This is a genomic window from Polaromonas sp. P1_E11 (assembly GCF_056405995.1).
On the sequence record NZ_JBFUBA010000002.1, the window covers coordinates 409,113 to 432,495 of the forward strand.

Consider the following 23,383-nt stretch of genomic DNA (forward strand, 5'->3'; position numbering starts at 1 on the left):
TTGCTCTCCAGAAATTCATACGCCAAAACCGTCATCCGCCGCTATCACCGCGCCGTTGACAAAGTGGCTCTCACCACTGGCCAGCATCACCAGCAGCGCATCCAGGTCCTGCGGTTTGCCGATGCGCTTGCGCGGCAACATCTGCACCAGCTTCTTGCCTTGCTCGGTCTCCCAATGGTGATGGTTGATCTCGGTGTCAATATAGCCGGGGCAGATCGCATTGACGTTGATGCCGAACTTGCCCCACTCCAGCGCCATGGCTTTGGTCATCTGCACCACAGCCGCCTTGCTCATGCAGTACACGCCGATCTGCGGCAGTACGCGCAAGCCGGCCATGGAGGCGATGTTGATGATGCGGCCGCCGGCATAGTTGCCGGGCCCGGCACCGCGCGAACGGGCCAGCATGCGTTTGCCGACTTCCTGCGCCACGAAGAAGGCGCCCTTCACATTGGTGTTGAAGATGAAGTCGTAGTCTTCCTCGCCCACGTCCTGGATGCGCTGCGTGGTGCTCACACCGGAGTTGTTGACCAGAATGTCGATGGGCCCGACTTCCGTTTCAGCATGGGCCACGCCGGCCTTGATGCTGGCGTGGTCGGTCACGTCGAGCTCAACCACATGCGCATCGCCACCCGCAGCCTCAATCTGCGCGCGCAGGTCCTTGAGTTTGTCGAGCCTGCGGCTGGCCAGCACCACGGCCGCGCCGGCTCGGCTCAGCGTTTTGGCGAACTGCGCACCCAGCCCGCCGGATGCACCGGTCACGAGAGCGACACGCCCCGACAGATCAATGCTGTAAGCCATTAGAGGCTCCTCTCTCAATTTAAACCGTACAAAAGAGAACGACCGTTCGCATCGCCGCTTTCGCGACATAAAATCCAACGCGAGACCGACAATCCTTCCTGAAAATCATTATCAGCGAGTCCCCGATGAATACCCAAGAAATTCTGGCCCAGTTCGGCCCGCGCGAAGCAATGGAATATGACGTGGTCGTGGTGGGCGGAGGCCCGGGCGGCCTGGCCACTGCCATCCGGCTCAAACAACTCGCCGCTGAAAAGGGCACAGATGTTTCCGTGGTGGTGCTTGAAAAAGGTTCCGAGCCCGGCGCGCACATTCTCTCGGGCGCAGTGATGGACCCGAAGGCGCTGACCGAACTGCTGCCAGACTGGAAAGCCCGGGGCGCCCCGTTGAACCAGCCCGTTACCGCTGACGAGGTGCTTTTCCTGAGCGAAAAGAGCGCAATCAAGACACCGGCCTTTTTTGTGCCGGACTGCTTTCACAACGAAGGCAATTACGTCATCAGCCTGGGCAATGTGGTGCGCTGGCTGGCTCAGCAGGCTGAGGGCCTGGGCGTTGAAATCTTCCCCGGCTTCGCGGCGGCCGAAGTGCTCTACAACGACGACGGCTCCGTCAAGGGCGTGGCCACCGGCAACCTTGGCATCGGCAAGGACGGCCAACCTACCGACAACTTCCAGCTCGGCATGGAGCTGCATGGCAAGTACACCGTGTTTGCCGAAGGCGCGCGCGGCCACCTGGGCCGCCAGCTGATCAATCGCTTCAAACTGGATGAGGGCAAGGACCCGCAAGCCTATGCGCTGGGCGTGAAGGAGCTCTGGGAAATTGACCCCGCCAAACACAAACCCGGCCTGGTGATCCACACCGCCGGCTGGCCCATGGACAGCGAGACTTACGGTGGTGGCTTCATGTACCACCTGGAGGACAACAAGGTCACTCTGGGCATGGTCACAGGCCTCGACTACACCAACCCTTACCTCAGCCCTTTTGAAGAGATGCAGCGCTGGAAGACCCATCCCAGCATCAGGCAGTATCTCGACGGCGGCAAGCGCATCAGCTACGGCGCGCGTGCCATCACTGCAGGCGGCGCACTCAGCCTGCCAAAGACCGTGTTCCCCGGCGGCGCGCTGATCGGCTGCGAAGCCGGCTACCTGAACGCGGCCCGCATCAAGGGCAGCCATGCGGCCATCAAGACCGGCATGCTGGCTGCGGAGGCGGCCTATGACGCCGTAACCTCGGGCCGCCAGCACGACGAACTGGCAGCCTATCCCAAGGCTTATGCCGACAGCTGGCTGGCGCGGGAGTTGAACCAGTCGCGCAACTTCAAGGCCTGGTTCAAGAAGGGCCTCTACGTGGGATCCTTCATGACCGGCATCGAGCAATGGCTGCTGCCACGGCTGGGCATCAAAAGCCCGCCATGGACCATCCACCGCAGCCAGCCCGACTACGCGATGCTCAAGCCTGCGGCCCAATGCTCGCCCATCAGCTATCCCAAGCCCGACAACAAGATCACGTTCGACCGGCTGAGTTCGGTCTTCGTCTCCAACACCAACCATGAGGAACATCAGCCTGCGCACCTGACACTCAAGGATGCGAGTGTGCCGGTCAATATCAACCTGGCCCGGTACGCCGGTCCTGAAAGCCGCTACTGCCCGGCCGGTGTATATGAATTTGTGAAGAACCCCGATAACTCCGATCGCCTGCAGATCAACGCGCAAAACTGTGTTCACTGCAAAACCTGCGACATCAAGGATCCGACCCAAAACATCGTGTGGGTCACACCTGAAGGCGGCGGCGGACCCAACTACAGCGGCATGTAAGCAAGGCCTCTCCATCAACGAAAGCCCGGGCTCCCGGGCTTTTTTCATGCGCCGAGTTAATTCCCGGGCAATCGGCGCAACGTGAGAGCGGACGCAGCGGCCCCTGATCTTTGTGACTTTTTGTCGTCTGCTGTAGAGACGCCAACCGCTCACAAACAGTTCGGCAGCCCACCAGCTGACGATTTTCGGCCGCCATTCACAAGTGCTTACCGAACGATTCGAAACGCTTTGAGGCCTGCGTGACAGCTTCCCACGCAGTTATGCGGCTTACGCTGACATCCTTTCTTCACGCGTCAAAGACACTCGTGACTAGCCCCTGAAAAGGGACGGTCTGGCGATGTCTGGATGCCGCCTTTCCATGCAGCCCCCTGACGTGAACATGTTTCCGCAGTGTTACGCTGGCGCCGTGACCCGTATCAAATCCAACCCGCTGCAATGCAGCCTTTTGCAATGACCCTGAACAAACCGAGCGTGCTGCTAACCGGCGGAGCCGGATACATCGGAAGCCATACATTTGTGGCGCTGGTGAATGCCGGCTACCAGCCAGTCATCCTCGATGATTTTTCCAACAGCCATCCTGCGGTGCTGCACCGGCTGCAGCAACTGACGGACCAGCCCGTACTCTGCGAACGCGGCAATGTACTGGACACCGATTTTGTGGCCGGAGTCCTGCAACGCCATCGCTGCGTTGCGGCCGTTCACTTTGCAGGGTTCAAGGCTGTGGGGGAAAGCGTGCAACGCCCTCTTATTTACTACCAAAACAATGTTGGCGGCCTCCTGAGTTTATTGCGTGCGATGGAAATGACGGACTGCCGGGCCGTGGTCTTTTCTTCAAGCGCCACGGTCTATGGGGACCCCGCCACCGTACCCATCAACGAGCAGTTTCCGTGCATGCCGGAAAGCCCCTATGCCCACACCAAACTGATGTGTGAAAACATCCTGGCATCGCTGCGCATTTCAAACGCGGCGTGGCGGGTCGGGGTGCTGCGCTACTTCAATCCGGTGGGCGCACACCCCAGTGGACTGATCGGTGAGGACCCCAATGGAATCCCCAACAACCTGATGCCGTATGTCACACAGGTAGCCGTGGGCAAACGAGCCATGCTCAATGTGTTCGGCAATGACTACCCCACACCCGACGGCACCGGGGTGCGCGACTACCTGCACGTCATCGACCTTGCAGCAGGCCATGTCGCCGCAGTCGATGCTTTGCTGGCAAGCGGCAAAAGCTTTACGGTCAACCTGGGCACCGGCCAGGGCACCAGTGTTCTCGGCGTGGTCAAGGCGTTTGAGCGGGCAAGCGGACGGCCAATCCCTTATGAATTTGCACCTCGGCGAGCGGGGGACGTCGCACAGTACTTTGCAGATGTTTCCCTGGCCGGCAGCCTGCTGGGCTGGCGCGCCACATGCACGATCGACGACATGTGCCGCGACTCCTGGCACTGGCAGCAGCGCAATCCCGAGGGCTATAGGAACACGTCCGAAACCGGCTTGGAACTGCCTGCATCTGACCCCGCGCGCAATAGTCCGAACGGGCTCATCCTGCCGGCAGTCAGCATGTGAGCGGCTCGGGCCTTGCCTCAAGAATGAGCCACGCATTTTTGAACTCCATAGATAGCATAAAGCGCGCCATAAGCCATTCGGACTATTGTCAATTGCTGCACTGCACAACAAACTCTTTTCCTGCTTTGACAGAAGGAAAACCCTATGTTTCGAACCCTGTTTACCGCCATTTTGGCCACCTGGATTGCTTCAGCATCGGCGTCTGCCAACCAGCCTGCAGCGCCCGTGGCCGTGACGCCGACGGGAACTGCCGCCAAAGCCACACGCATGAAATTGCAGCCCGGGACTGAGCCCGTCAAGGTCAACACGGTTCACAGTGTGGACACGGTGCGCACCGGTCAGTCCGGCCAGTCCGGCTTGGGTGGCACGGCGGCGGGCGAGGCAGATACGGACGAATCCGGATGGCACCCTTACGGCACGCTGCTGGCCACACTGGCGTTGATGGGAGTGATTGCCGTTCGCCGCCATAAAGCAGGAAGGTCCTGAGCATGAGTGGCCTCGGCCGTCCGGGTGTTGCAGCGGTCAAATGGAGCGCCGTTTCCACAGCGGCACGCTTTGGGCTGCAGCTGGTGGCCCAGGTGATTCTGGCCCGCACCCTGGGGCCGGAGATTTTTGGCGTTTTTGCCATCGGCATGGTGGTGCTGACCTTCGCCACATTTGTCTCCGGTTTCGGCTTCAGCTGGAGCCTGTTGCAACGCACCACACTGAGTGACGAGGACATCCGGTTTGCATGGACATGGCAACTGATCGTGGGTATCGCCACCATGCTCGCCCTGTATTTTCTGGCGCCGCTGCTGTCGGTTTATTTCAGGGAGCCGCGTGCGCAATTCGTTATTGAATGGTTGTCGGTGGCTTGCCTGCTGGGTGCTGCGGCAGCACCAGCTACCTACCTGCTGCAGCGTGACCTGAACTTCCGCGCAGTGGGACTGATCCAGGTCGGCAGCTATGCTGCAGGGTATGTAGCTGTTGGGGTGCCGATGGCACTGCTTGGCCAAGGCGAGGCTTCACTGGTGGCGGCCTGGCTGGTTCAGGCGGCGGTTGTGTTTGTGGCAAGTTATGCCCTCAAGCCGCATGCGCTTCGTCCCCTGTTCTGGTATGCCGATGCAAAGTCCGCCGTCGGTACGGGACGCACGGTCTTTTTGACCAATATCGTCAACTGGGTGCTCAACAACCTTGACCGGGTATTGATAGGCCGGTTGCTCAACGCGCAATCGCTGGGTCTCTATAACGTGGCTTACAACCTCGCCACCATGCCCAACACCTTGCTGCTGGGGGCACTTCAGCCCGCGTTCCTGGCGGCCGGTGCCCGCCTGCAAAACGACCGGCCACGACTGGGCCGCGCTTACCTGCAGATGCTGGCCACCATTGTGGTGCTGGGACTTCCCGCCTTTGCGACGATTGCCTTCCTGTCGCCTGACATCGTGCGTGTACTTTATGGGCCCGCATGGAGTGGTGCGGCCTGGGTACTGGGAATTTTGTTCCTCTGCATGCCGGCATACGTCATCTGGGGACTGTCGACACCCGTGCTGTGGAACACCGGACGCAAGCACTACGAATTTGCGCTGCAGATCCCGTTGATCGTTTTGGGCATCCTCGGTTTTTACCTTTTTGCAGGTCAGGGAATCCACATGGCTGCAGTCGTGGCGGGTGTGTTGCTGGTACTGCGCGCAGCCGTCACGGCTACGGCAGCATTCCGTGCGCTGGGGCTTGGCTGGATGGCCCTGCTGCCGGATGCCCTGCGCGGGCTGCTTCTTTGCGCCGCTTGCGTTTTAGGTGTGATGGCAGGTCAGCTCGCAGTTGCAAGGTTTGATATCCCCCTGCTCTCGCTGCTTGCCGGAAGCCTGTCCGCAGCAGTTTTTCCCGCATTGCTGCTGGCCCTGAGGCCGCAAATGCTGGGGCGGGAAACATCCGAAATGGTCATACGGTTTGTCCCTGGACTGGCGAATTTTTTGCGCCGCGGTATTTCGGCACCACGTACCGATCTTCCCAATTCCCTTGAGCAGCCACTCTAAGGAGCTATCCTGGACCAACCCATCGTTATTTCGGTTCTGGTTGCCGGTGCCATTTTGGCGGCGCTTCTGGCAACGCTGGGCATGGCGGGTGCAGTTCATGTCACGTCACGCCGTGCGCACGGATACATGCATGTCATTTTCTACGCCATCCTGGCAATGGTGGCCCTGAACAATTTCCTCTCGGGGCGCGACCTCTCCAGCAGTGCGTTTAAATTGGACGAAGTTGCGGTAGTGGTGCGCCACCCGCTGGTGGCTTTGGCGCAGCCGCTGGTATCCCTCTTGCTACTCACGCTGGCCGGGGAACGCATCATCACGCACTGGCTTCAACGCGACAGGACGGCGCAGGCCCCCCCGGTGATGCTGATCACCTTTGTTGTTTTCTGGGCTGGCACGGTGGCCTCACCGGCTCTTCTGGGCCTGCATCCGCATGTGTCACACGATTATGTGTACCCGCTGCTCATCGGTATCGCGGCAGTGCTTGCCACCAGCATCGAAAGAGACCTCGCATTCAAGGCGGCTCGCAACGCCCTGCTTCTCTTTATGGCAGCGGGATTGCTGCTGATCCCTTTCAAGCCAACGCTGGTGCTGGACCTCTCCTATACGCAGGGCCTGCTGCCGGGCGTACCGCGGCTGGCAGGGCTGGCCGCACATGCTGTGTCACTCGGCATGCTGGCTCAACTGGGCCTGCTGTGCCTCCTCGCGCGTCCTCTGGAGAGTATCTGGCTGAACCGCCTGGCGTGGGGAATGGGGCTTCTTGTACTTTTTCTCGCTCAATCCAAAACAGCCTGGATTTCTTTTACCCTGTGCTCCGCCTGCATTCTTGCTGTACGCCAGGGGCCTGCGTTTCTGCGCCGCGCCAGTGACCCGGTGCGGCCGGAATTCGGCATCGTCTCGTTGGTGGGGTTCATGGTCGCGGTGGCCGGCGTCACGCTGGTACTGATGTTTGGCGATGTCGATGCGCGCTTGTCCAGCTTCTTTGACAGCGCCCAGGGCGCACAACTCGCGTCCATGACCGGCCGTGATCAGATCTGGGCAATTGCCTATGATGAATGGCAGCGCAATCCCGTGTTCGGCTACGGACCCACCCTGTGGGATGTCAGTTTCCGTGAAAGCATCGGCATGCCCAATGCGACCCACGCGCATAACCAGTTCATGGATACCCTGTCGCGCTCCGGCACGGTGGGTGCCGCTGCACTGGTGTTGTACGCGTTGGTGCTGCTGGTCCTGTCCATCCGCTATGCACGTGCCAGCGGCGGCCTTTCACTGGCGTTGTTCGTGGCGCTGGCATTGCGCGCCATCAGTGAAGTGCCGCTGCTGCTCTTCGGTTACGGCCCCGAGCTCACCACCCACGTGCTTTTGCTGATGACGCTGGCGGCCGCAGCGCGCGAAGCCCATGCCCGCAGAAAGCAGCCGGCAAGCTTGCCGGAAGGCGCCGTACCCCGCTTTGCCGGGAACTTCCATCCGTCCCCGGCCACCTCTCGAGCCCGACCATGAAATTTTCGATTGTCATTCCGCTTTACAACAAGGCGCCGTACATCAACGACACCATCGCGTCGGTGCTGGCGCAGACCTTCTCGGACTTCGAGGTCATTGTGGTGGATGACGGTTCCACCGACGGCGGTGCGGAACTGGTAACGTTCATACTTGACCCACGGTTGCGTCTGGTGCGCCAGGCCAATGCCGGTGTTTCCGCCGCCCGGAACCTGGGAATTTCGCTGGCAAAAGGCGAATGGGTTTCCTTTCTCGACGCCGATGACTGGCACCATCCCCAGTACCTGGAAACCCTTCTGCGGACGCAGGCGCGTTACCCGCAGGTCGACACGGTGGCCACCGACTTCCTGCCGGTTCCCGATACCCACACCATGTGGCCGCCGAACTGGCCAGCGCTGGCAGATCAACCGGAAGTGGAACTCATCACCGATCTGCCGCGGCGCTGGATGAGCGCGCCATCGCTGTGCACCAGCGCAGTGTCCGTGCGAAACGCGCGCTTGCGACAAATGCAGCCATGCTTTCCCTCGGGAGAGTCGCACGGCGAAGACCTGGATCTATGGTTCCGTCTGGCTGAGAAAACCCCCGTTGCGCTGGTCCGGTCGCCCTTGATGGCGTATCGGCTGGCTGTGGAAGGCGGCCTGACGACATACCACCCCGACCTGGCCATGCCACCGTTTCTGGAACGCATGCGGGCACGTGCTCTATCAGGGGCCATGACCACAGCTCAACGCCGGTCTGCGCTGTGGCTTGTGGCGCAACACGAGTTGACCCTGGCGCGGCAGGCACTGGCATCCGGAAGCCGCCGTGAGGGCTTTGATTGGCTGGTGCGCGCACACCGCGCGGCGGCCGGAAGACGTTGGTGGCTGACCGCGGCCATGCTTTTCATGCCGGGCAAGGTGGTGAAAAACTGGCAGCTTTGGCGCACGCGGCGGACGATTCACACCGGCAGTCCGGCCGAAGCAGGATAGAAAAAATGAACCCCAAATCACCCCGCAAAATCACCCCTCTCTGGCATTCCTGCCGGGTCTCCGTGGTCATCAAGGCATTGAATGAGGAAAAACGCATCCGGGCGACCATCGAGAGTGCGCTGCGCGCTGTTTCCGCCGTGGGCGGAGAGGTCATTCTTGCCGACTCCTGCTCGACCGACAGCACGGTGGAGCTGGCATGCACTTACCCCATACGTATCGTCCAGCTGGCCAATCCCAACGAGCGCTGCTGCGGCGTAGGCCCCCAGCTGGGCTATCAGCATTCGCATGGCGACTTCATTTATATCCTCGATGGCGACATGCAGATGCAAGAAGGCTTTCTTGAGAAAGCACTCGATTTTCTGGATACCCATGAGGACGTCGCAGGCGTTGGTGGACGCGTGGTGGAGCAAAACACCGAGAGCCTGGAATACCTGGCGCGTGGAGAACGCGCCTCGCCGCACCTGCTGCCTGGCGAGGTCGACCGGCTCGACGGCGGTGGGCTTTACCGTCGCACCGCCATTGAGGCCGCAGGCTATCTTTCCGACCGTAACCTGCACAGCTATGAAGAATTTGACCTGGCCATCAGGCTGCGCGCTCTCGGCTGGCACCTGTGGCGCCTGCCGGTGGATGCCGTCAACCACTTTGGCCACGATGCACCACCCTATCGCTTGTTGATGCGGCGCTGGAGCACCCGCTATATCTGCGGGCTTGGCGAACTGGTCCGCGCTGCCGCCGGCCAGCCCCGACTGCATCTGGCACTGCAGGGGCTGCGGGAACTGCGCCTGTACCTGGCCGTTCTGGGCTGGTGGGCGGTCATGGCCAGCCTGGTATTCTGGCCGGTGTCGGCTCCCCTGCGCATGGCGTTCTTTTGCATCATTGTCACGGCGCCGGTGTTGCTGATGACCTGGCGAAAACGGTCTGTCACCAAGGCGCTCTATTCGGTGATCTCATGGTGCTTCAATGCCGCGGGCCTCATACGCGGCCTGCTTCGCCGGCAACGCCCGGCTGGCGAGGCTATCGCGAGCCGGATACTCAAGGACTTCTCGATGGCGCCTCGCCAGGCAATTCAGGGGAGCGCCCATTGACCGGCCCCGATGGAAGCCCGCAGAAGCCGCAGGCGACGCAGCAATTCACGGGCGTACAGATTCTGAGGTTTGCTGCAGCCATGCTTGTCGTGGTCATGCACATTACCCAGGCCATCTCCATCCACATCGGCGGAACCGGCCCCACCCGTTATTGGGCAGACGGCTCTGCAGGCGTGGACATCTTCTTTGTCATCAGCGGGTTTGTCATGGCCATGTCAACGTCGGCACTGCCTTCCGACGCTGCGTCGCGGATCAATGCCGCCTGGGTGTTCATGCGAAGGCGCTTGCTGAGGATCGCACCGCTCTACTGGTTCTATACCTTGTTGAAGGTCGCCCTCTTGCTGGCTTTGCCGACCCTCGCATCCCGCGCGTCCGTTGAGCCCGGACATCTGACCGCCTCCCTTTTGTTCATCCCTGCCGTGAGCCCCTGGGGCCTTGTATTGCCCACGCTGCCCGTCGGCTGGACGTTGAATTTTGAAATGCTTTTTTATGCCGTTTTTGCGGCAGCCATTGCCCTGGGCGCACCACGCATCCGGTTTTGTTTGCTGGTTTTTCTGCTGATTTTCACAGCTGGGCGTTATGTACCGGATTCGGTGGTGCTGGGTTTCTACGCCCAGACCATTGTTTTCGAGTTCATTCTTGGGGTCTGCATTGCCTATGCCTTTTTGCATTTTCGGCATGCATCGCCAGGAGTCGGCCTGATCGTCATGGCCGCTGGCGTGATGTTCATGTTTATTCCTGACTGGGGGCACTCGGCCGACCGTTTCGCCACATGGGGCTGCGGTGCTGCGCTGGTCGTCCTCGGGTCAATCTGGCTCGAGCCATGGACCTTGCGCGCGCCACTGGCTTCCCGCCTGTCTTTTCTGGGTGACGCTTCCTATTCCATCTATCTCTCACACACCTTCGTGGTACCGGCCGGTGTGCTGGCTCTTAAAAAACTGGGCGTGCAGGACAGCCTGGCCATCGTGCTTGCCGTGGGCACGGCTGTGGTGGTTGCCGGTTGCATCTCGTACGTGTGGCTGGAGCGCCCCATGACGACCTTCTTCAAGCGCGCACTCTTTAGAAAGCCTGGTCTTTCTTATCAAGGTACAGGAAAGTAATTATGAGAAGTGAATCGCTGCCGCATTCGGCCGCAAGAGAACGCGAGGGGCGCTACATCTACCTTGCGTGTCCCTGGACGCCCAAGGGCGGCGGCATGTTCAAGGTCGCGGACTACCTGATCCAGGCTCAGGCGTTTTCAGCCCCTGCCGATGCGGCAGAACTTCGTCCGCTTGACACTCGTGGCGGCGCCAACGCGCTGTATTCACTTTGGGTGCTGGCTACTGCCATGGCCAGAATAGTGCGCGGAAAAATCAACGGCAGGCTGGCGGGTGTCCATGTGAACATGGCCGAGCGGTTGAGCCTCTTTCGCAAGAGCGTGATCATCATTGTCTGCCGCACCCTCGGTATTCCGGTGGTGCTTCATTTGCACGCTGCGCAGCTGCACCATTTCTACCGGTCGTTACCCCGTCCGCTGCAGATGCTGACGCGCTGGGTATTTTCATTGCCGGCCAGTTGCGTGGTGCTGGGATCATCCGCACGGCGCTTTGTGGTCGAAGAGCTCGGCGTGCCGGCCAATCGTGTGGAGATCGTGATCAACGGTGTTCCCGAACCCACCCATGCACGGCGCATAGCCTCGGAACAAACCGTGCAGCGCGTGCTCTTTTTGGGAAACCTGTCGGAACGCAAAGGCGTATCGGATCTTTTGCAAGCGCTGGCGCTCCCGGGATTTGATGCCTCACGAACCGAAGTGATTCTGGTCGGCGGCGGGGATATCGAAGCCTACCGGATAAAGGCAAAGCAGCTGGGCATTGAAGCACTGCTTGATTTTGCCGGCTGGTCAGACCAGCAACAGGTCGCACGCCTGATCGCTCGCGCCGATGTCCTGGTATTGCCTTCTTACGACGAGGGACTGCCACTGGTCATCCTGGAGGCCATGGCCAACGGCGTTGCGGTGGTCTGCAGCCCGGTAGGCGAAATACCTTCCGTGTTGACCGATGGCGTCAATGCCTGCTTCGTGCAGGCCGGTGACGCGGCCGGTATTGCCAGGGGTCTGCAGCGGGTGCTGGACGAGCCTGCACTGAGGACTTCACTGGAACGCAACGGCCGGGCACTTTATGAACAGAACTTTTCCCTTGCCCGTTTCTTTGCCAGCGTTGCACGTATCCACCAACGCAATTTCGGCGTGGCGGCCCAACCGTTGCGCACTGCCAAATCTGCCCCGGATGCCCCCCAATGATCACGCAGGCCAATGACATTCAGGCCGGCAGCCGCCTTCAGGCGGACGTCTGCGTAGTGGGTGGCGGCCCTGCGGGCATTGCATTGGCGCTTACGCTGTCGGAGCAAGGACATTCCGTGCTTCTGCTGGAGTCGGGGCAGTTGCAGGCACACGCTCCCACCCAGGCGCTCTGCGAAGGAGAAGTCGCGGATGAACGGCTGCACAGCCCCCCCGGAAAATATCGCCAGCGGCGCCTTGGGGGATCCACGGCGATCTGGGGCGGACGCTGCATGCCCTTCGATCCGATTGATTTCGAGACCCGCAGTCATATTCCGCACAGCGGGTGGCCGCTGTCTTACGAAGACCTGCTGCCCTACTACCCGCGTGCCAATGCCCTCGCGGAAGCCGGTCGGTTCATTTATGACGCCGGTAACGCCCTGGACCCGAACACCGGTCCGTTGATTGCGGGGTTCGACAGTTCCCGCGTGCTAAGCAATGGGCTGGAGCGGTTTTCCTGCCCCACGCATTTTGGCAATCGCTATGGACGGCGGCTTGAGCTGGCTCCCAACATCCAGGTACTGCTGGGAGCCAACTGCACCGCGGTGCGGCTGCACGCCGATGGAAGAGCCGTACGGGAACTCGAGGTGCGTACACTGGCAGGAACACATTTTTGGGTGACTCCGAATACCACGGTACTGGCCATGGGCGGGCTCGAAACTGCGCGTTTGTTACTGGCGTCGCGAGACGTCGTTCCGCAAGGCGTTGGCAACCAGCATGATGTGGTGGGTCGCTACTACATGTGCCACATCGCCGGGAATGTCGGTACCCTGACGGTTCATGGGCCCGTCACCAATGTGCGGCACGGCTATGAAATTTCACCGGAAGGCACCTATTGCAGGCGCAGGCTGGCTGTGGCTGCCCACGAGCAAAGGCGGCTGGGCCTTGCCAACGCAGTCGCCCGTCTGCACTTCCCGCGCATCACCGATCCGGTGCATCGCAACGGGGTGTTGTCGGGGCTGTTCCTGGCCCGCAAGCTGATCAGCTACGAATACGGCAAGCGGCTCAACGATGGCCATGCCCCCACGGCAGGGACTTACGCCCGCCACCTCCTCAATGTGGTGGCCGACCCTCTGGACACCACGGCTTTCCTGGCCCATTGGCTGGCCAGGCGCTCCTTCGCTGAACGCAAATTCCCGTCAGTGATTCTGCGCAACCGCACCAACCGCTTCAGCCTTGAAGTTCATGGTGAGCAGATACCCCAAGCCCACAGCCGGGTCACACTTGCCGGCACTGTCGATGCGCTGGGCATGCCGCGCCTGAAGGTGGATTGGCGCTATAGCCAGGCGGACATCGACTCAGTCCGCAAAACCCTGGACGTGATGGCCGAAGAATTCGCGCGCAGCGGGAAGGCCCACTTCGACTACAACCGCCACACCCTTGAGGACGACCTTGTGCGCTTCGGCGCCTATGGGGGACACCACATAGGTACCGCACGCATGGGCGATGACGTGCGCACCAGTGTGGTCAATGCCGACTGCCAGGTTCACTCGGTGCACAACCTGTTTGTAGCCGGAAGCGCGGTTTTTCCTACGTCAAGCCAGGCCAATCCGACTTTGACCCTGATTGCCATGTCGCTCCGGCTGGGCGACACACTGTCGCATCGCTTGCGTGCAGAGCGGACACCGATCCAGCTGAAGGAGGCCGCATGAAGGTGCTGGTATTGGGAGGGTCGGGCCACATCGGCAGGCGACTGCTGGAAATGCTGCACAACACTTCGTGGGCAACCCCCACGGGCGCGTCCAGACAGAAGAATTCTGCGAACGGCACGGAAAATTTGCGGGCCTCATGGCTGGAACTGGACACCCGAGACGCCGGGCAACTTGCGGTGGCATTAAAAAACTTCGATGCGATTGTTAACTGCGTGGCGGGCGATGCGGCTTCCATTTCCGAAGGCATGCGCACGCTGGTTGACGCCGCGCTCAAGGCAGGCAGCCCGCGCATTGTTCATTTGAGCACCATGTCGGTCTACGGCCCTGCAGAAGGCCTGACCCGTGAGGACGCACCCCGTGATCCCGGCCTGGGCTGGTATGGCCGTGCCAAGTGCGAAGCGGAAACCAGCCTGGAGGAATTTGCTCGCCGCGGTGGTACAACCGTGATGCTGCGGCCTGGCTGTGTTTTTGGCCCCGGCAGTGAACTCTGGGTCGGACGTATCGGCCGCTGGCTTCAGTCCGGGCGTCTCGGCGACCTTGGCACCGCAGGCGATGGTTGGTCCAATCTTGTCCACGTGGACGACGTTTGCCAGGCTCTGCTGGTTGCACTGCAGCTGCCGGTGGCTCCAGGCGAGTTGCCGACTTTCAATCTGGCTGCGCCAGACAGTCCTCGCTGGAACGACTACTTTGTCGACCTGGCTCTCGAAATCAAGGCAACGCCGGTGAAGCGCATCGGCCAGCGCCGCCTGAAGGTGGACTCCTGGGTAGGTGGCCCGCCACTCAAGGCAGCTGAGCGGGCCTTGAAACTTCTTGGCAGCAACGGCTGGCAGCTACCCGATGCGTTGCCACCGGGATTGCTCCGTTTGTGGTCACAGCACATTCAGCTCGACTCGCAGGCAGCAACGGAACGATTGGGATTGGCGTGGACACCTTATCGCACCGGCGTGCATGATTCGGCCCGGTGGTTCTGTACCGGGGCATCGGCCAGCGGCCAAACCATGGAAAAAATAGCATGCCTTCCCTGAAAGCCGATATTCACCGGAAATTTGGCCGATCCGATGGGCATCTGGCGTTGAAAGGCGCCCTTCTGGATCCGGCATTTCGCGTGGTTGTCACTTTGCGTCTTTGCCAGATAGCCCAGCAACTACCGCCTGCATGGCGCTGGCTCGCGATGATCCCCGCAAAACTGCTGTACCGTCTGACGAGCCAGCTGGCAGGGATCGAAATACCCTGGCGAACCGCCATTGCGCCCGGACTTGCACTCACCCATGGCCGCGGCATCGTCGTCAACGCGAACGCACGTATCGGCAGCAACGTCACGCTGTTTCATGGCGTAACGATCGGGCAGCGGGACTACATCGACAGTGAAGGTCGGCGGAACACCGTTTATCCCGTGATTGAAGACGATGTGTGGATCGGCCCGCACGCGATTGTGGTGGGCGGCGTGACTGTGGGGAAAGGCAGCAGGATTGCCGGCGGAGCGTATGTCTTTGAGAGCGTCCCCCCCTACAGCGTGGTGATGGGCAACCCCGGCCAGATTGTTAAGGCCAACTGCACACCGGATGTAGACAACCGCTACGCGCCGGTAGCCGTAGACGAAGAAAGCCAGCACTTGCGGCCGCAACGTCAATCGCTCGCAGTGAATGCCGGATCAGCGCCGGTTCACCGAGGCCAGGCGCAAGGCCCGCGTTAAGAATAGCGGATTGCCTATAACGTAGCGCTGAAACAACCGGCGCGGCTCCAGCGCCAGGCGAAACAACCACTCCAGGCCGGCTCTCTGCATCCATATCGGTGCACGCGGTGTTTTTCCGCCCAGAAAATCAATGATGGCTCCGCCGCAAACGATCAGGCAGGGGAAATCCAGCAAAGCGCGCAGCCTGGCCGCCACTTCCTCCTGCCGGGGCATCCCCATGCCGAGCACGATCAGCGACGGTCGATGCTGAACTGCCAGTAGGGCGTATGCCTCAACATCCAGGAAGCCATCGGCTGCAATGAGCTGGCTGTGGGGAGCCAGTTCCTGCTGGATACGCAGCCGGCCCTTGGCCAGATAGGGATCACGTGTACCAAACAACGCAATGCGGCGGCCGTCAAACGCCCGGATCAGTTGCGGAATGAAGTCCGTCCCATTGAGATTGAGGCCGGGCTGCATCCGCAGCAATTTAAACAGCGTTGCCATGCCGGAGCCGTCCCTGAGCACCAGGTCGGCCGAGCGCATTGCCTCAAAAAAAGGAACCGACGCCACCATGGAATTCATCGCATGAGCATTGGCGAAAGCCAGTACCAGCGGCCTTGCAGGGTGGCTAAGGGACGCCAGCAGTGCCTGACTGTCGACAGGGGTTTGCACCCGCTCAATCTTTTCCACCAGTAGCGCCCAGCGCTGGCGCCAGTCAGCAGGGCTGTCAAAGGAAGAACTCAGCATGGCCTCACCCATCCATCCCGCGGCATGACAAAATCGTGGTCATGTTGAACACCGTAACCTTGGGCAACCCCTTGCGCACCCTTCGCATCCTGGCGGGCATCACCGTCGTCCTGACGGCCGCAGCGCTTTACATCCTTGGCGCGCAGCCCGTTGCCGTTGGGCTGTTCCCTGCGCCCTGGGACAAACTGGCGCATCTGCTCGTCTTTGGCATGGTGGGCGCGGCTGCCGGTATTGCAAGCGGAACGCGCGGCTGGCGCATGGTGCTTTGCTGCGTAGCCAGCGCCGTCATGGTAGGTGCCATGGATGAGTTGCATCAGGCTTTCCTGCCGGGCCGGGCAGCCAGCTGGTCTGACCTGGCTGCGGACGCCGCAGGCGGATTTCTGGGATCCGCCGCGCTTGAGGCCACCTATCGGCTGGGGGCTGGCCGCTTCTTCAAGCATCGTTAAGCACGGAGCCCACCAAAGCCACCCCGAACTCCCGCAGACTGTGGGTAAAACGGGTCATTTGCGGCATGGAACTCATGTTCTGCCTCGCCACAACCAGAGCAGCCCCTGCTCGGACTGCCACCGTGTGCGCATCGGCACATTCGCTGGCAGGCGGAGTGTCGATGATGATGACGTCAAAGTCCTCGCCCAATGACTGCAGCAGTTTGGAAAATTCCTGCCGCCCAAGCAGCTCCTGCGGATTAGGCGGAATGACCCCCGCAGGCAGTACCGACAGATCCTGCAGGGCCGGTATGCTGATGACCGCTTCCGGCCCGGCGCGGCCAGCAAGCATGTCAGACAGGCCCGCAGTGGCCCCAAGGTTAAAAAGCTGGTGCTGCCGTGGCGTCCGCATATCCGCATCGACCAGCAAAGTCCGCTCCCCGAGCTGTGAAAACACGATGGCCAGGTTAGCCGCAATATAGCTGCGCCCTTCTTTCGCTCCGGCGCTGACAATCGCCAACCCCCGGCGCTCGGCCCCGGTGTCAAACCAGCGCAACATCAACTGGCTGCGCAGCGCACGCAACTGTTCAACCGGCTGGCTGCCCGGCTGGTACGCCGCCACCAGCTCCCGGCTGAGCTTGGTTTCATTGGCAAGGTAGGGATAGTCAAACTGGACCGAGAGGGCAAAACGCACATCGTCGTCACTCAGCAGGCCCAGGGCCTTGCCGGAATCGCCAAAGCGCAAGCCGCGGTCCCGTTGGAAATGGAGGATACGTTCGGCATCAGGCGGCGACAGCCGACCTGCGTCCACCAGGATTGTCCCCATGGAGCGGCCGGCACCCGTGGCCGGTTTGCTGGGAACTGTCAGGGGAACCGATCGTATCGTCGGAGCGTTGTTTCTATTCATGCTGTCCCTCCATTGCCTAGCATCAGGCGGCGCGAACCGGGAAGCCTGCCGCTTCCTCCATCCGAAGAAATGCTTGCCAGCACAGGCAGGCCCAATATCTGCACCAGGTCTTCAGCAGAGCGCACGCGGCGGTTGGCCAGTTCAAGCAGCAATCCGCATGCAATGCCGAGCAAAGTCCCGCCAAAAGCAGCGACCAGCAGATTCACCAGCAGTTTCGGGCTCGAAGGGTTGACGGGAGGCGTTGCCATGTTCAGCCGCACAACATTGGTCTGGTTGCTCAGGCTCTGAAGGCGTGTCTGCGACGCACTCTGGCTGACAGCCTCAAAAGCGCGCTGGGCCGACTCCACATCGCGGCGATATACATTGAGTTCGTCCCGCTGCTTGTTCAGTTCGAGGACACGCGCTTTCTGTGCGCCCACTGCGGCCTGCAGTTCACGCTCCCGGTCTTTGCCCACGCGGTAGGTTGTTTCGATGGAAGCTGTGATACGCGCAGTCTCGGTTGCCAGCCGGCTTTTTACGGCAGCCAGTTCGGATTCAGCGCGTTGCCGTTCCGGGTGATTGGCGCCTAGACGCACGCTGATCTCTTGTACCTTGGCCTCCAGCCGCGAAAGATCGGCCTTCAGGCCATTAATCAGCGGACTCTGCATGACTTCAGCGACGGTATCTCCGCGAGAGCTGCGTTTGCTCTGGCTGTCGGTAGTCTCGCCCTGCACAGTCGTGAGCTGGGAGGAAATTTCCCCAAGCTTCGCGGTCTCGTAGTCCACACGCTCGTCGCTGCTGACAATACCGGCCTTCTGCTGGTATTCCGACAGGCGCGCCTGGGCTTCTTCAAGCTTCGCGCGGGATGCCTTGGTCTGGTCATCAAACCATTCGGCATAGATCTTGGCAGGCTCCGTCTTTAGCGACAGGTTGGTATCGAGATAGGCCTGGGCAAAGGTATTGGCCGTAGTGGCGGCGACATCCGGATCGCTGCCCTTGTAGGTGATGTTGATCACGTTGCTTTCGCGCGCGGGCCGCACATCCAGGCCCTTCTGCAGGGACTCGGCCAGCCAGCTCTCAAGCGACCCGCGTCCGTCGGTGGCCTCAAGCCAACGGGCTTTGGTGCGCGGGTCTTCATCCAGCTTGAGCATTTTCACCACGCGTTGCGCCACACGGTCACCGCCGATGATGTCCACCTGGGTCGCCATATAGCTGGGTGCAACCAGGCCGGGCAAGGCCGCACCGCCGGCAACCGGATCAGGTGAACGCACGTCAACCAGTACGGCGGCCTGGGCGGTGTACTTCCGGGGAAGCGCCAGGCTGACGGCCAGCGCGGCCAGTATGGCCGCCAGAATGACAAGCACAACGACCCGATAGCGGGCTCGCAGGATCAGCAGGAATTGATGGAGTGTCATGATGTTTTAAAAGAGGCTTTCACGAACATAGATCACATCCTCGGCGCGAACAGGGTCGGTGAGCCGAGGAGTAGTCTCGACAACCTTCCCCGCCGCGTCGCGGCGATGCAGGCGCAGCCGGTTTTCACTGCCGCGCACCGTGGGGCCGCCACCCTGGGCAAGCGCTTGCATCACGGTCATGCCCCGCTCGATGCGGTATGGTCCGGGACGTTGTGCTTCGCCGTAGATATAAAACACCGGTGCCTTGTTGACATACAGCGTGTCTCCGCCAGCAAGCACAATGTCTTCATCTGATTTCTCGTTCAGAAAGAGTGCCGGGATATCAATCACTTTCCGAAACGGCTTGCCCTCACGCTGGCCGGTCAGGATCAGTACATCGTCACCCGTAGGGGTCACGCCGCCGGCCGCAGCCAGCATATCGCTGACGCGGGTGTTAAATGTTTCCAGGGGGAAACGGCCCGGACGGCTTACCTGCCCCAGCACGGCGACCTGATTGCCCCGTACCTGGCGCAAGACGATGTTGACCTGCGGCACCTTGACGAAACCGCCGGTTCGCAAAGCATCTGCAATCTTCTTCTCGGCTTCACCAATCGTCAGGCCACCCAGCTGAACGCTGCCAATCAGGGGATAGCTGATCACGCCGCTTTCAGATACCCGTGCGTCGACCGAGAGGTCCGGACTCTGGTACACCTGCACGCCAATTGAATCGCCGGCACCCAGGCGATAGTCCTGGTTGGTTGGCACAGCCGCAGCACCGGCAGCAACCGGTGCGACAGGCGCAACCGGGGCCGTCACTGCAGCAGACTGATTTGGTGCGGCCGGCTGGGCGAACGCGGGGACCATCATCGCCAGACACAAGGCCAATAAGACCGGGGGAAAGTTACGAATCATGAATTTCATCTTGTTGTCGCCTTTTCGGAAAGCAAAATGTCTGTAAAGGACGCCGCAGGCAGGGGCCACGCCGGCGCCTGAAAGCGGGGTTGGTTGAAGGATTCCATCAAAAGCTCGCTTGCGCTGAAAGACCAAAGGCATTGCTGGTGTAGTCAAAACCCGGCTCGGTGGATTTGCGCCTGTCACGCTGCACTGAAGCTATCAACTTGAGGGCACGCAGCGCCTGCCACTCAAGCGCCAGGGAAACCAGATTGCTGGTGTCGTGGCGGTCCGTTGCGGCAAAGCCCGGCAAAGGCCCCCGGAAGTCGCGTGCGCCGTGGTCGTAGCGCAGGCGAACGGCCGTCTTCTCGCTGGGTTTCCAGGTCGGCGCTATGAAGAAGCGATAGCCTTCGTAATAGCTGGCGTTAGACGTCTGATAGCTACCCAGCTCCCGCACCAGGCCTCCGGCAAGACTTGTCTTTGCCGTGATGTTCCAGGTCGCATCAAGCTGGCCAGTGAAGCCCGAAAAATCCCGCGCAGCCAATCCATCGTGTTCGCGGTCGAGATGAGACAAGCGTGCCCGCAGGGTGGTTTTTCCGGTCGGCGCCCAGTCCAGCCGGAACTCGTGTTCAGTATCCGTGAAGCTGCCCGCGAACGTTGACGACGGCACCCGGCCCGGATAGTCGCCGTTGCCCCGCTTGTAGCGATAAGCCATGGAAGTGTTCGACGGGAAGACATAACGCACGCCGCCCTCGGCGCCCCGAATTCGTGAGTCACCTTCAAAGGTGAAAGGCTGGCTGCTGGTGCTTGTGCGTTCGAAAAGCCCGCCAACCAGCCGCCACGCACCATCGAGTTCGTATTCCGCATCAAACACGGTTGAGCGGTTGGTTCGACGATTGAGTTGCCCTGAATTCTGGACGTCCGCGGTGTTGTCGACATACTCCCGCCGGTCGGAGGTCAAATTGCCGTGCAAGGCCGGCGTAAAACTCCAGCGCCAGGCGGCCGCATAGTTCACCGCGGTGAAATCAAGATTGGAAAAGCGGCTGTAATGATGGTCTTCGACCGCGGCGTCGAGTTCAAATCTCTGAAGCCCGAAAGGCTTGTTGACCTTGAAGCCTGCTGTCGTCACCGAGACTGTGTCCGCGCGATCCGTGGTTCCTATCAGTGCCTGGGCATTCGCCGTATCGGACAACCTGAAGATATTGCTGTCATGCGTGACGGATTGCCCGGCCTTGAATTGAAGGGTGTCAAGCTCATCGGCATGCGCCACCAAGGGAAACAGGCTCAGCAACAGGAGAGGAATGGGAAGGAGGTCGCGGTGAGGCATCAGCTGTCCTTTTTTTTGCTTTTAATAAGCCGCACTGTCCTTGAAGACCAGGCGGATCGTTTTCAGAATGATGAAAAAATCGAGCTGCAGCGACCAGTTGCGCAGGTAATCCAGGTCGCAATCGATACGCGACTGCATCTTGTCGAGCGTGTCGGTTTCGCCGCGCTGCCCATTAACCTGAGCCCATCCGGTAATGCCAGGCCTGACCTTGTGACGAACCATGTAACCCTTGATGAGTGAGCGGTACATCTCGTTGTGTGCCACGGCGTGCGGGCGCGGCCCGACGATGCTCATGCGCCCCTGCAATACGTTGATGAATTGCGGCAACTCGTCGAGTGAAGTTTTGCGCAGGAAAGCACCCAGGCGGGTGATCCGCATGTCATTCTTGCGGGCCTGTTGAATCGTGCCGCCGTCTTCGGTAACAGCCATGGACCGGAACTTGTAGACCAGAATCTGCTCGCCATCCAGGCCATAGCGCCGCTGCTTGAAAATGACAGGCCCGGGAGAGTCAAGCTTGACCATCACCCCGATCACCAGCATGATCGGAAAAATCAGCAACAGGATCAGCAGCGACAGCACGATGTCACTGGCCCGTTTCAGTACGCCGCTGACACCCCGGAATGGCGTATCACAGACAGATATCACCGTGACCCCGCAAACCGAATCGCTGCGGCCCTGTATCAGGTCTGTAATGAACATGTCGGGGACAAAATAAATCGACGCTGTGGTGTCCTTCAGGCCATCCAGCACCTGCAAGATGCGCGGCCGAGATGCCATGGGCAGGGACAAATAGATAAACTGGATCCGATGCTGCTTGACGTAAGCCGGAAGGTCGTCAATTTTTCCCACCAGCTGGTAGTCATCCTGTGACTCCCTGCGGTCTTCCCCGCGGTCATCGAAAAAGCCCTTCAAATCAATGCCCGAATACGCCGAACCTGTGATGTGCCGGGCCAGAGAAACACCCTGCTCGTTCATGCCGACGATGACAGCACCGCGAACCGCCCCCTGCAACTTCAGCAACTGCGGAGCGGCAGCGCGCAGGGCCACATGCGCACCCGCCTGAGCAACCGGCGCGACCCATAGCCAGTTAACCAGTACCGTCATGGAGAATTTATAGAAATATTCGGTGGCAAAACCTGTCAGCAGCAACAAGCCGGCAATCCATATCCAGTGAAATGCAATTTTCGAGAACACCTTCCACACGGGCAAACGCAGTTGGGAGGTACCGGGAAACGTCAGCGAAAACACGATGACCGACAAAATTAGATAGGCGGGACGCACCGACCCCTCGAAGAACAAAGCCAGTCCCCAAAGCGAGAACACCAACACCAGAGGATCCAGCGCGGCTTCGACTGCGGTGAAAAGATGGCTTCGTCCCAACCCCATGGAGCGGGGTTCGCGCCGGTTAAGCCATGCCGAGGCCGAATTAAGCGGGTTGACATCATCCATGTAAGCTCACCCGCGTAATCCTGGAGACAGCCTGGGCCCGGTTAAATACGTTGAGCTTCTGGAATATGCGCTGCATGTGGTTCTTCACCGTGTAGCCACTGATGTTGAGGATGGTTCCGATCTCGGCATTGGTTTTTCCCATGGCGACCCAGGCCATGATTTGTGTTTCCCGCTCGCTCAGGCCGGACGCGTCGTCGGCTCCGTTGCGCGCCGTAACGACAGCTTGCGGGTGCTGCTGTGGCAACAGCGCCATCTGCCGCAGCGCGTTATCAATGGCGGGCATCAGCATTCTCATGGCCTTCAGCCCTGACTCCCTGGGTATCTCATCTGCACGAAAAAACGCATACAGACAGTCCTGGTGCGCCCTTTCGTCATGCATCGCGTGAACGAGCACCGAGCGCATGCCCGCCAGGGTACGGGTGAAGGAACCCGGCAAGCTTGCATTGCCCAGCAAATATTCGAACTGGCTGAAATTGAGGAGGCAGGGCTGTCCGCCGGCCGCCACCCAGTGGTCATGAAGCCGCCCAAGCAAAAAGGGCACGCCGTCTGTACCGTCTGCATATGAACGTACGCCTGGCAATTCAGAAAGAATGTCGTGCTGGATAGCACCGTCCTGAAAGTCTCCCCAGCCCACCATCAGGATGTCATGTGGAAGGGAGTATTGGACGCCACCGCGCAACCATTCGAGCAGGTCGGCGTGCCGGGTGATGGCCGTAGCCTGCGTTATCAGCGCCGCATAGTGCGCAGAATCTTCGCTGAAAAGCGGAGCGTAAGATTTCATGCCTTGATATCACTTCCTGTGTTTTGTTCTGCCTGTTGCCTGCGTGTGCATGCGTGGCAGAAGGGGCCCACTGAGAATCGTTTAGCTTGGTGTAAGTCGCAATACCAATGACGGCAC

At 60.4% G+C, this 23,383-nt stretch carries 21 protein-coding genes; 13 read left to right on the forward strand and 8 right to left on the reverse strand.

The genetic code is table 11. The annotated features are described in order from the left end of the window. Positions 1-15: 15 nt before the first annotated feature. Entirely contained in the window at positions 16-798 is a 783-nt protein-coding gene (locus AC1D11_RS09395) for an SDR family oxidoreductase (protein ID WP_477646194.1), read from the reverse strand. Positions 799-923: 125 nt separating this feature from the next. Between AC1D11_RS09395 and AC1D11_RS09400 the strand changes: the two genes are divergently transcribed. The 12 genes from AC1D11_RS09400 (at position 924) to AC1D11_RS09455 (ending at position 15,387) form a co-directional block, all read left to right on the forward strand. Continuing rightward, a complete protein-coding gene (locus AC1D11_RS09400; RefSeq protein WP_477646195.1) occupies positions 924-2,609 on the forward strand; it encodes an electron transfer flavoprotein-ubiquinone oxidoreductase in 1,686 nt (561 codons plus the stop codon). 450 nt (positions 2,610-3,059) lie between these two features. Continuing rightward, on the forward strand, positions 3,060-4,172 hold the full coding sequence (galE, locus tag AC1D11_RS09405; protein WP_477646196.1) for a UDP-glucose 4-epimerase GalE: 1,113 nt from the start codon (positions 3,060-3,062) through the stop codon (positions 4,170-4,172). Between the two features lie 144 nt (positions 4,173-4,316). Then, positions 4,317-4,658, forward strand: a complete 342-nt coding sequence (locus AC1D11_RS09410; RefSeq protein ID WP_477646197.1) for a hypothetical protein — start codon at positions 4,317-4,319, stop codon at positions 4,656-4,658. Positions 4,659-4,660: 2 nt separating this feature from the next. After that, on the forward strand, positions 4,661-6,184 hold the full coding sequence (locus tag AC1D11_RS09415; protein WP_477646198.1) for a lipopolysaccharide biosynthesis protein: 1,524 nt from the start codon (positions 4,661-4,663) through the stop codon (positions 6,182-6,184). A 126-nt stretch (positions 6,185-6,310) separates the two neighbouring features. After that, positions 6,311-7,678, forward strand: a complete 1,368-nt coding sequence (locus AC1D11_RS09420; protein ID WP_477646199.1) for an O-antigen ligase family protein — start codon at positions 6,311-6,313, stop codon at positions 7,676-7,678. Next, a complete protein-coding gene (locus AC1D11_RS09425; protein ID WP_477650992.1) occupies positions 7,675-8,643 on the forward strand; it encodes a glycosyltransferase family 2 protein in 969 nt (322 codons plus the stop codon). The genes AC1D11_RS09420 and AC1D11_RS09425 overlap by 4 nt, the downstream gene beginning before the upstream one ends. A gap of 5 nt (positions 8,644-8,648) precedes the next feature. Continuing rightward, positions 8,649-9,728: a glycosyltransferase family 2 protein gene (locus AC1D11_RS09430; RefSeq protein ID WP_477646201.1), complete on the forward strand. Its 1,080-nt coding sequence runs from the start codon at positions 8,649-8,651 to the stop codon at positions 9,726-9,728. After that, entirely contained in the window at positions 9,725-10,828 is a 1,104-nt protein-coding gene (locus AC1D11_RS09435) for an acyltransferase family protein (RefSeq protein ID WP_477646202.1), read from the forward strand. Before AC1D11_RS09430 ends, AC1D11_RS09435 begins: the two co-directional genes overlap by 4 nt. Before the next feature lie 2 nt (positions 10,829-10,830). Beyond that, on the forward strand, positions 10,831-12,006 hold the full coding sequence (locus AC1D11_RS09440; protein ID WP_477646203.1) for a glycosyltransferase family 4 protein: 1,176 nt from the start codon (positions 10,831-10,833) through the stop codon (positions 12,004-12,006). Beyond that, a complete protein-coding gene (locus AC1D11_RS09445) occupies positions 12,003-13,694 on the forward strand; it encodes an FAD-dependent oxidoreductase (RefSeq protein ID WP_477646204.1) in 1,692 nt (563 codons plus the stop codon). The genes AC1D11_RS09440 and AC1D11_RS09445 overlap by 4 nt, the downstream gene beginning before the upstream one ends. Beyond that, positions 13,691-14,719 carry an NAD-dependent epimerase/dehydratase family protein gene (locus AC1D11_RS09450; protein WP_477646205.1) on the forward strand — a complete coding sequence of 343 codons (1,029 nt, stop codon included), beginning with the start codon at positions 13,691-13,693 and terminating at the stop codon, positions 14,717-14,719. The genes AC1D11_RS09445 and AC1D11_RS09450 overlap by 4 nt, the downstream gene beginning before the upstream one ends. After that, positions 14,707-15,387: a serine O-acetyltransferase gene (locus AC1D11_RS09455; protein ID WP_477646206.1), complete on the forward strand. Its 681-nt coding sequence runs from the start codon at positions 14,707-14,709 to the stop codon at positions 15,385-15,387. Before AC1D11_RS09450 ends, AC1D11_RS09455 begins: the two co-directional genes overlap by 13 nt. On the opposite strand, the gene AC1D11_RS09460 is transcribed toward AC1D11_RS09455, so the two are convergent. Further along, positions 15,346-16,056, reverse strand: coding sequence for a WecB/TagA/CpsF family glycosyltransferase (locus tag AC1D11_RS09460; protein WP_477650993.1), 711 nt, complete (start codon positions 16,054-16,056; stop codon positions 15,346-15,348). The genes AC1D11_RS09455 and AC1D11_RS09460 overlap by 42 nt on opposite strands. Positions 16,057-16,154: 98 nt before the next feature. Between AC1D11_RS09460 and AC1D11_RS09465 the strand changes: the two genes are divergently transcribed. Further along, complete coding sequence (locus AC1D11_RS09465) at positions 16,155-16,559, forward strand: VanZ family protein (RefSeq protein ID WP_477646208.1); 405 nt, start codon at positions 16,155-16,157, stop codon at positions 16,557-16,559. Here the strand turns inward: AC1D11_RS09465 and epsG are convergent. The 6 genes from epsG to epsA form a co-directional block, all read right to left on the reverse strand. Further along, positions 16,546-17,445, reverse strand: coding sequence for a chain length determinant protein tyrosine kinase EpsG (gene epsG / locus AC1D11_RS09470; protein ID WP_477646209.1), 900 nt, complete (start codon positions 17,443-17,445; stop codon positions 16,546-16,548). The genes AC1D11_RS09465 and epsG overlap by 14 nt on opposite strands. Then, positions 17,442-18,839, reverse strand: a complete 1,398-nt coding sequence (gene epsF, locus AC1D11_RS09475) for a chain length determinant protein EpsF (protein WP_477646210.1) — start codon at positions 18,837-18,839, stop codon at positions 17,442-17,444. The genes epsG and epsF overlap by 4 nt, the downstream gene beginning before the upstream one ends. A 6-nt stretch (positions 18,840-18,845) precedes the next feature. Further along, positions 18,846-19,730, reverse strand: coding sequence for a polysaccharide export protein EpsE (epsE, locus tag AC1D11_RS09480; protein ID WP_477651039.1), 885 nt, complete (start codon positions 19,728-19,730; stop codon positions 18,846-18,848). A 106-nt stretch (positions 19,731-19,836) separates the two neighbouring features. Next, on the reverse strand, positions 19,837-21,036 hold the full coding sequence (gene epsL, locus AC1D11_RS09485) for an XrtB/PEP-CTERM-associated polysaccharide biosynthesis outer membrane protein EpsL (RefSeq protein ID WP_477646211.1): 1,200 nt from the start codon (positions 21,034-21,036) through the stop codon (positions 19,837-19,839). Between the two features lie 21 nt (positions 21,037-21,057). Beyond that, complete coding sequence (locus tag AC1D11_RS09490) at positions 21,058-22,485, reverse strand: undecaprenyl-phosphate glucose phosphotransferase (protein WP_477646212.1); 1,428 nt, start codon at positions 22,483-22,485, stop codon at positions 21,058-21,060. Next, positions 22,478-23,266: an XrtB/PEP-CTERM-associated transcriptional regulator EpsA gene (gene epsA, locus AC1D11_RS09495; RefSeq protein WP_477646213.1), complete on the reverse strand. Its 789-nt coding sequence runs from the start codon at positions 23,264-23,266 to the stop codon at positions 22,478-22,480. The genes AC1D11_RS09490 and epsA overlap by 8 nt, the downstream gene beginning before the upstream one ends. Positions 23,267-23,383 lie beyond the last annotated feature (117 nt).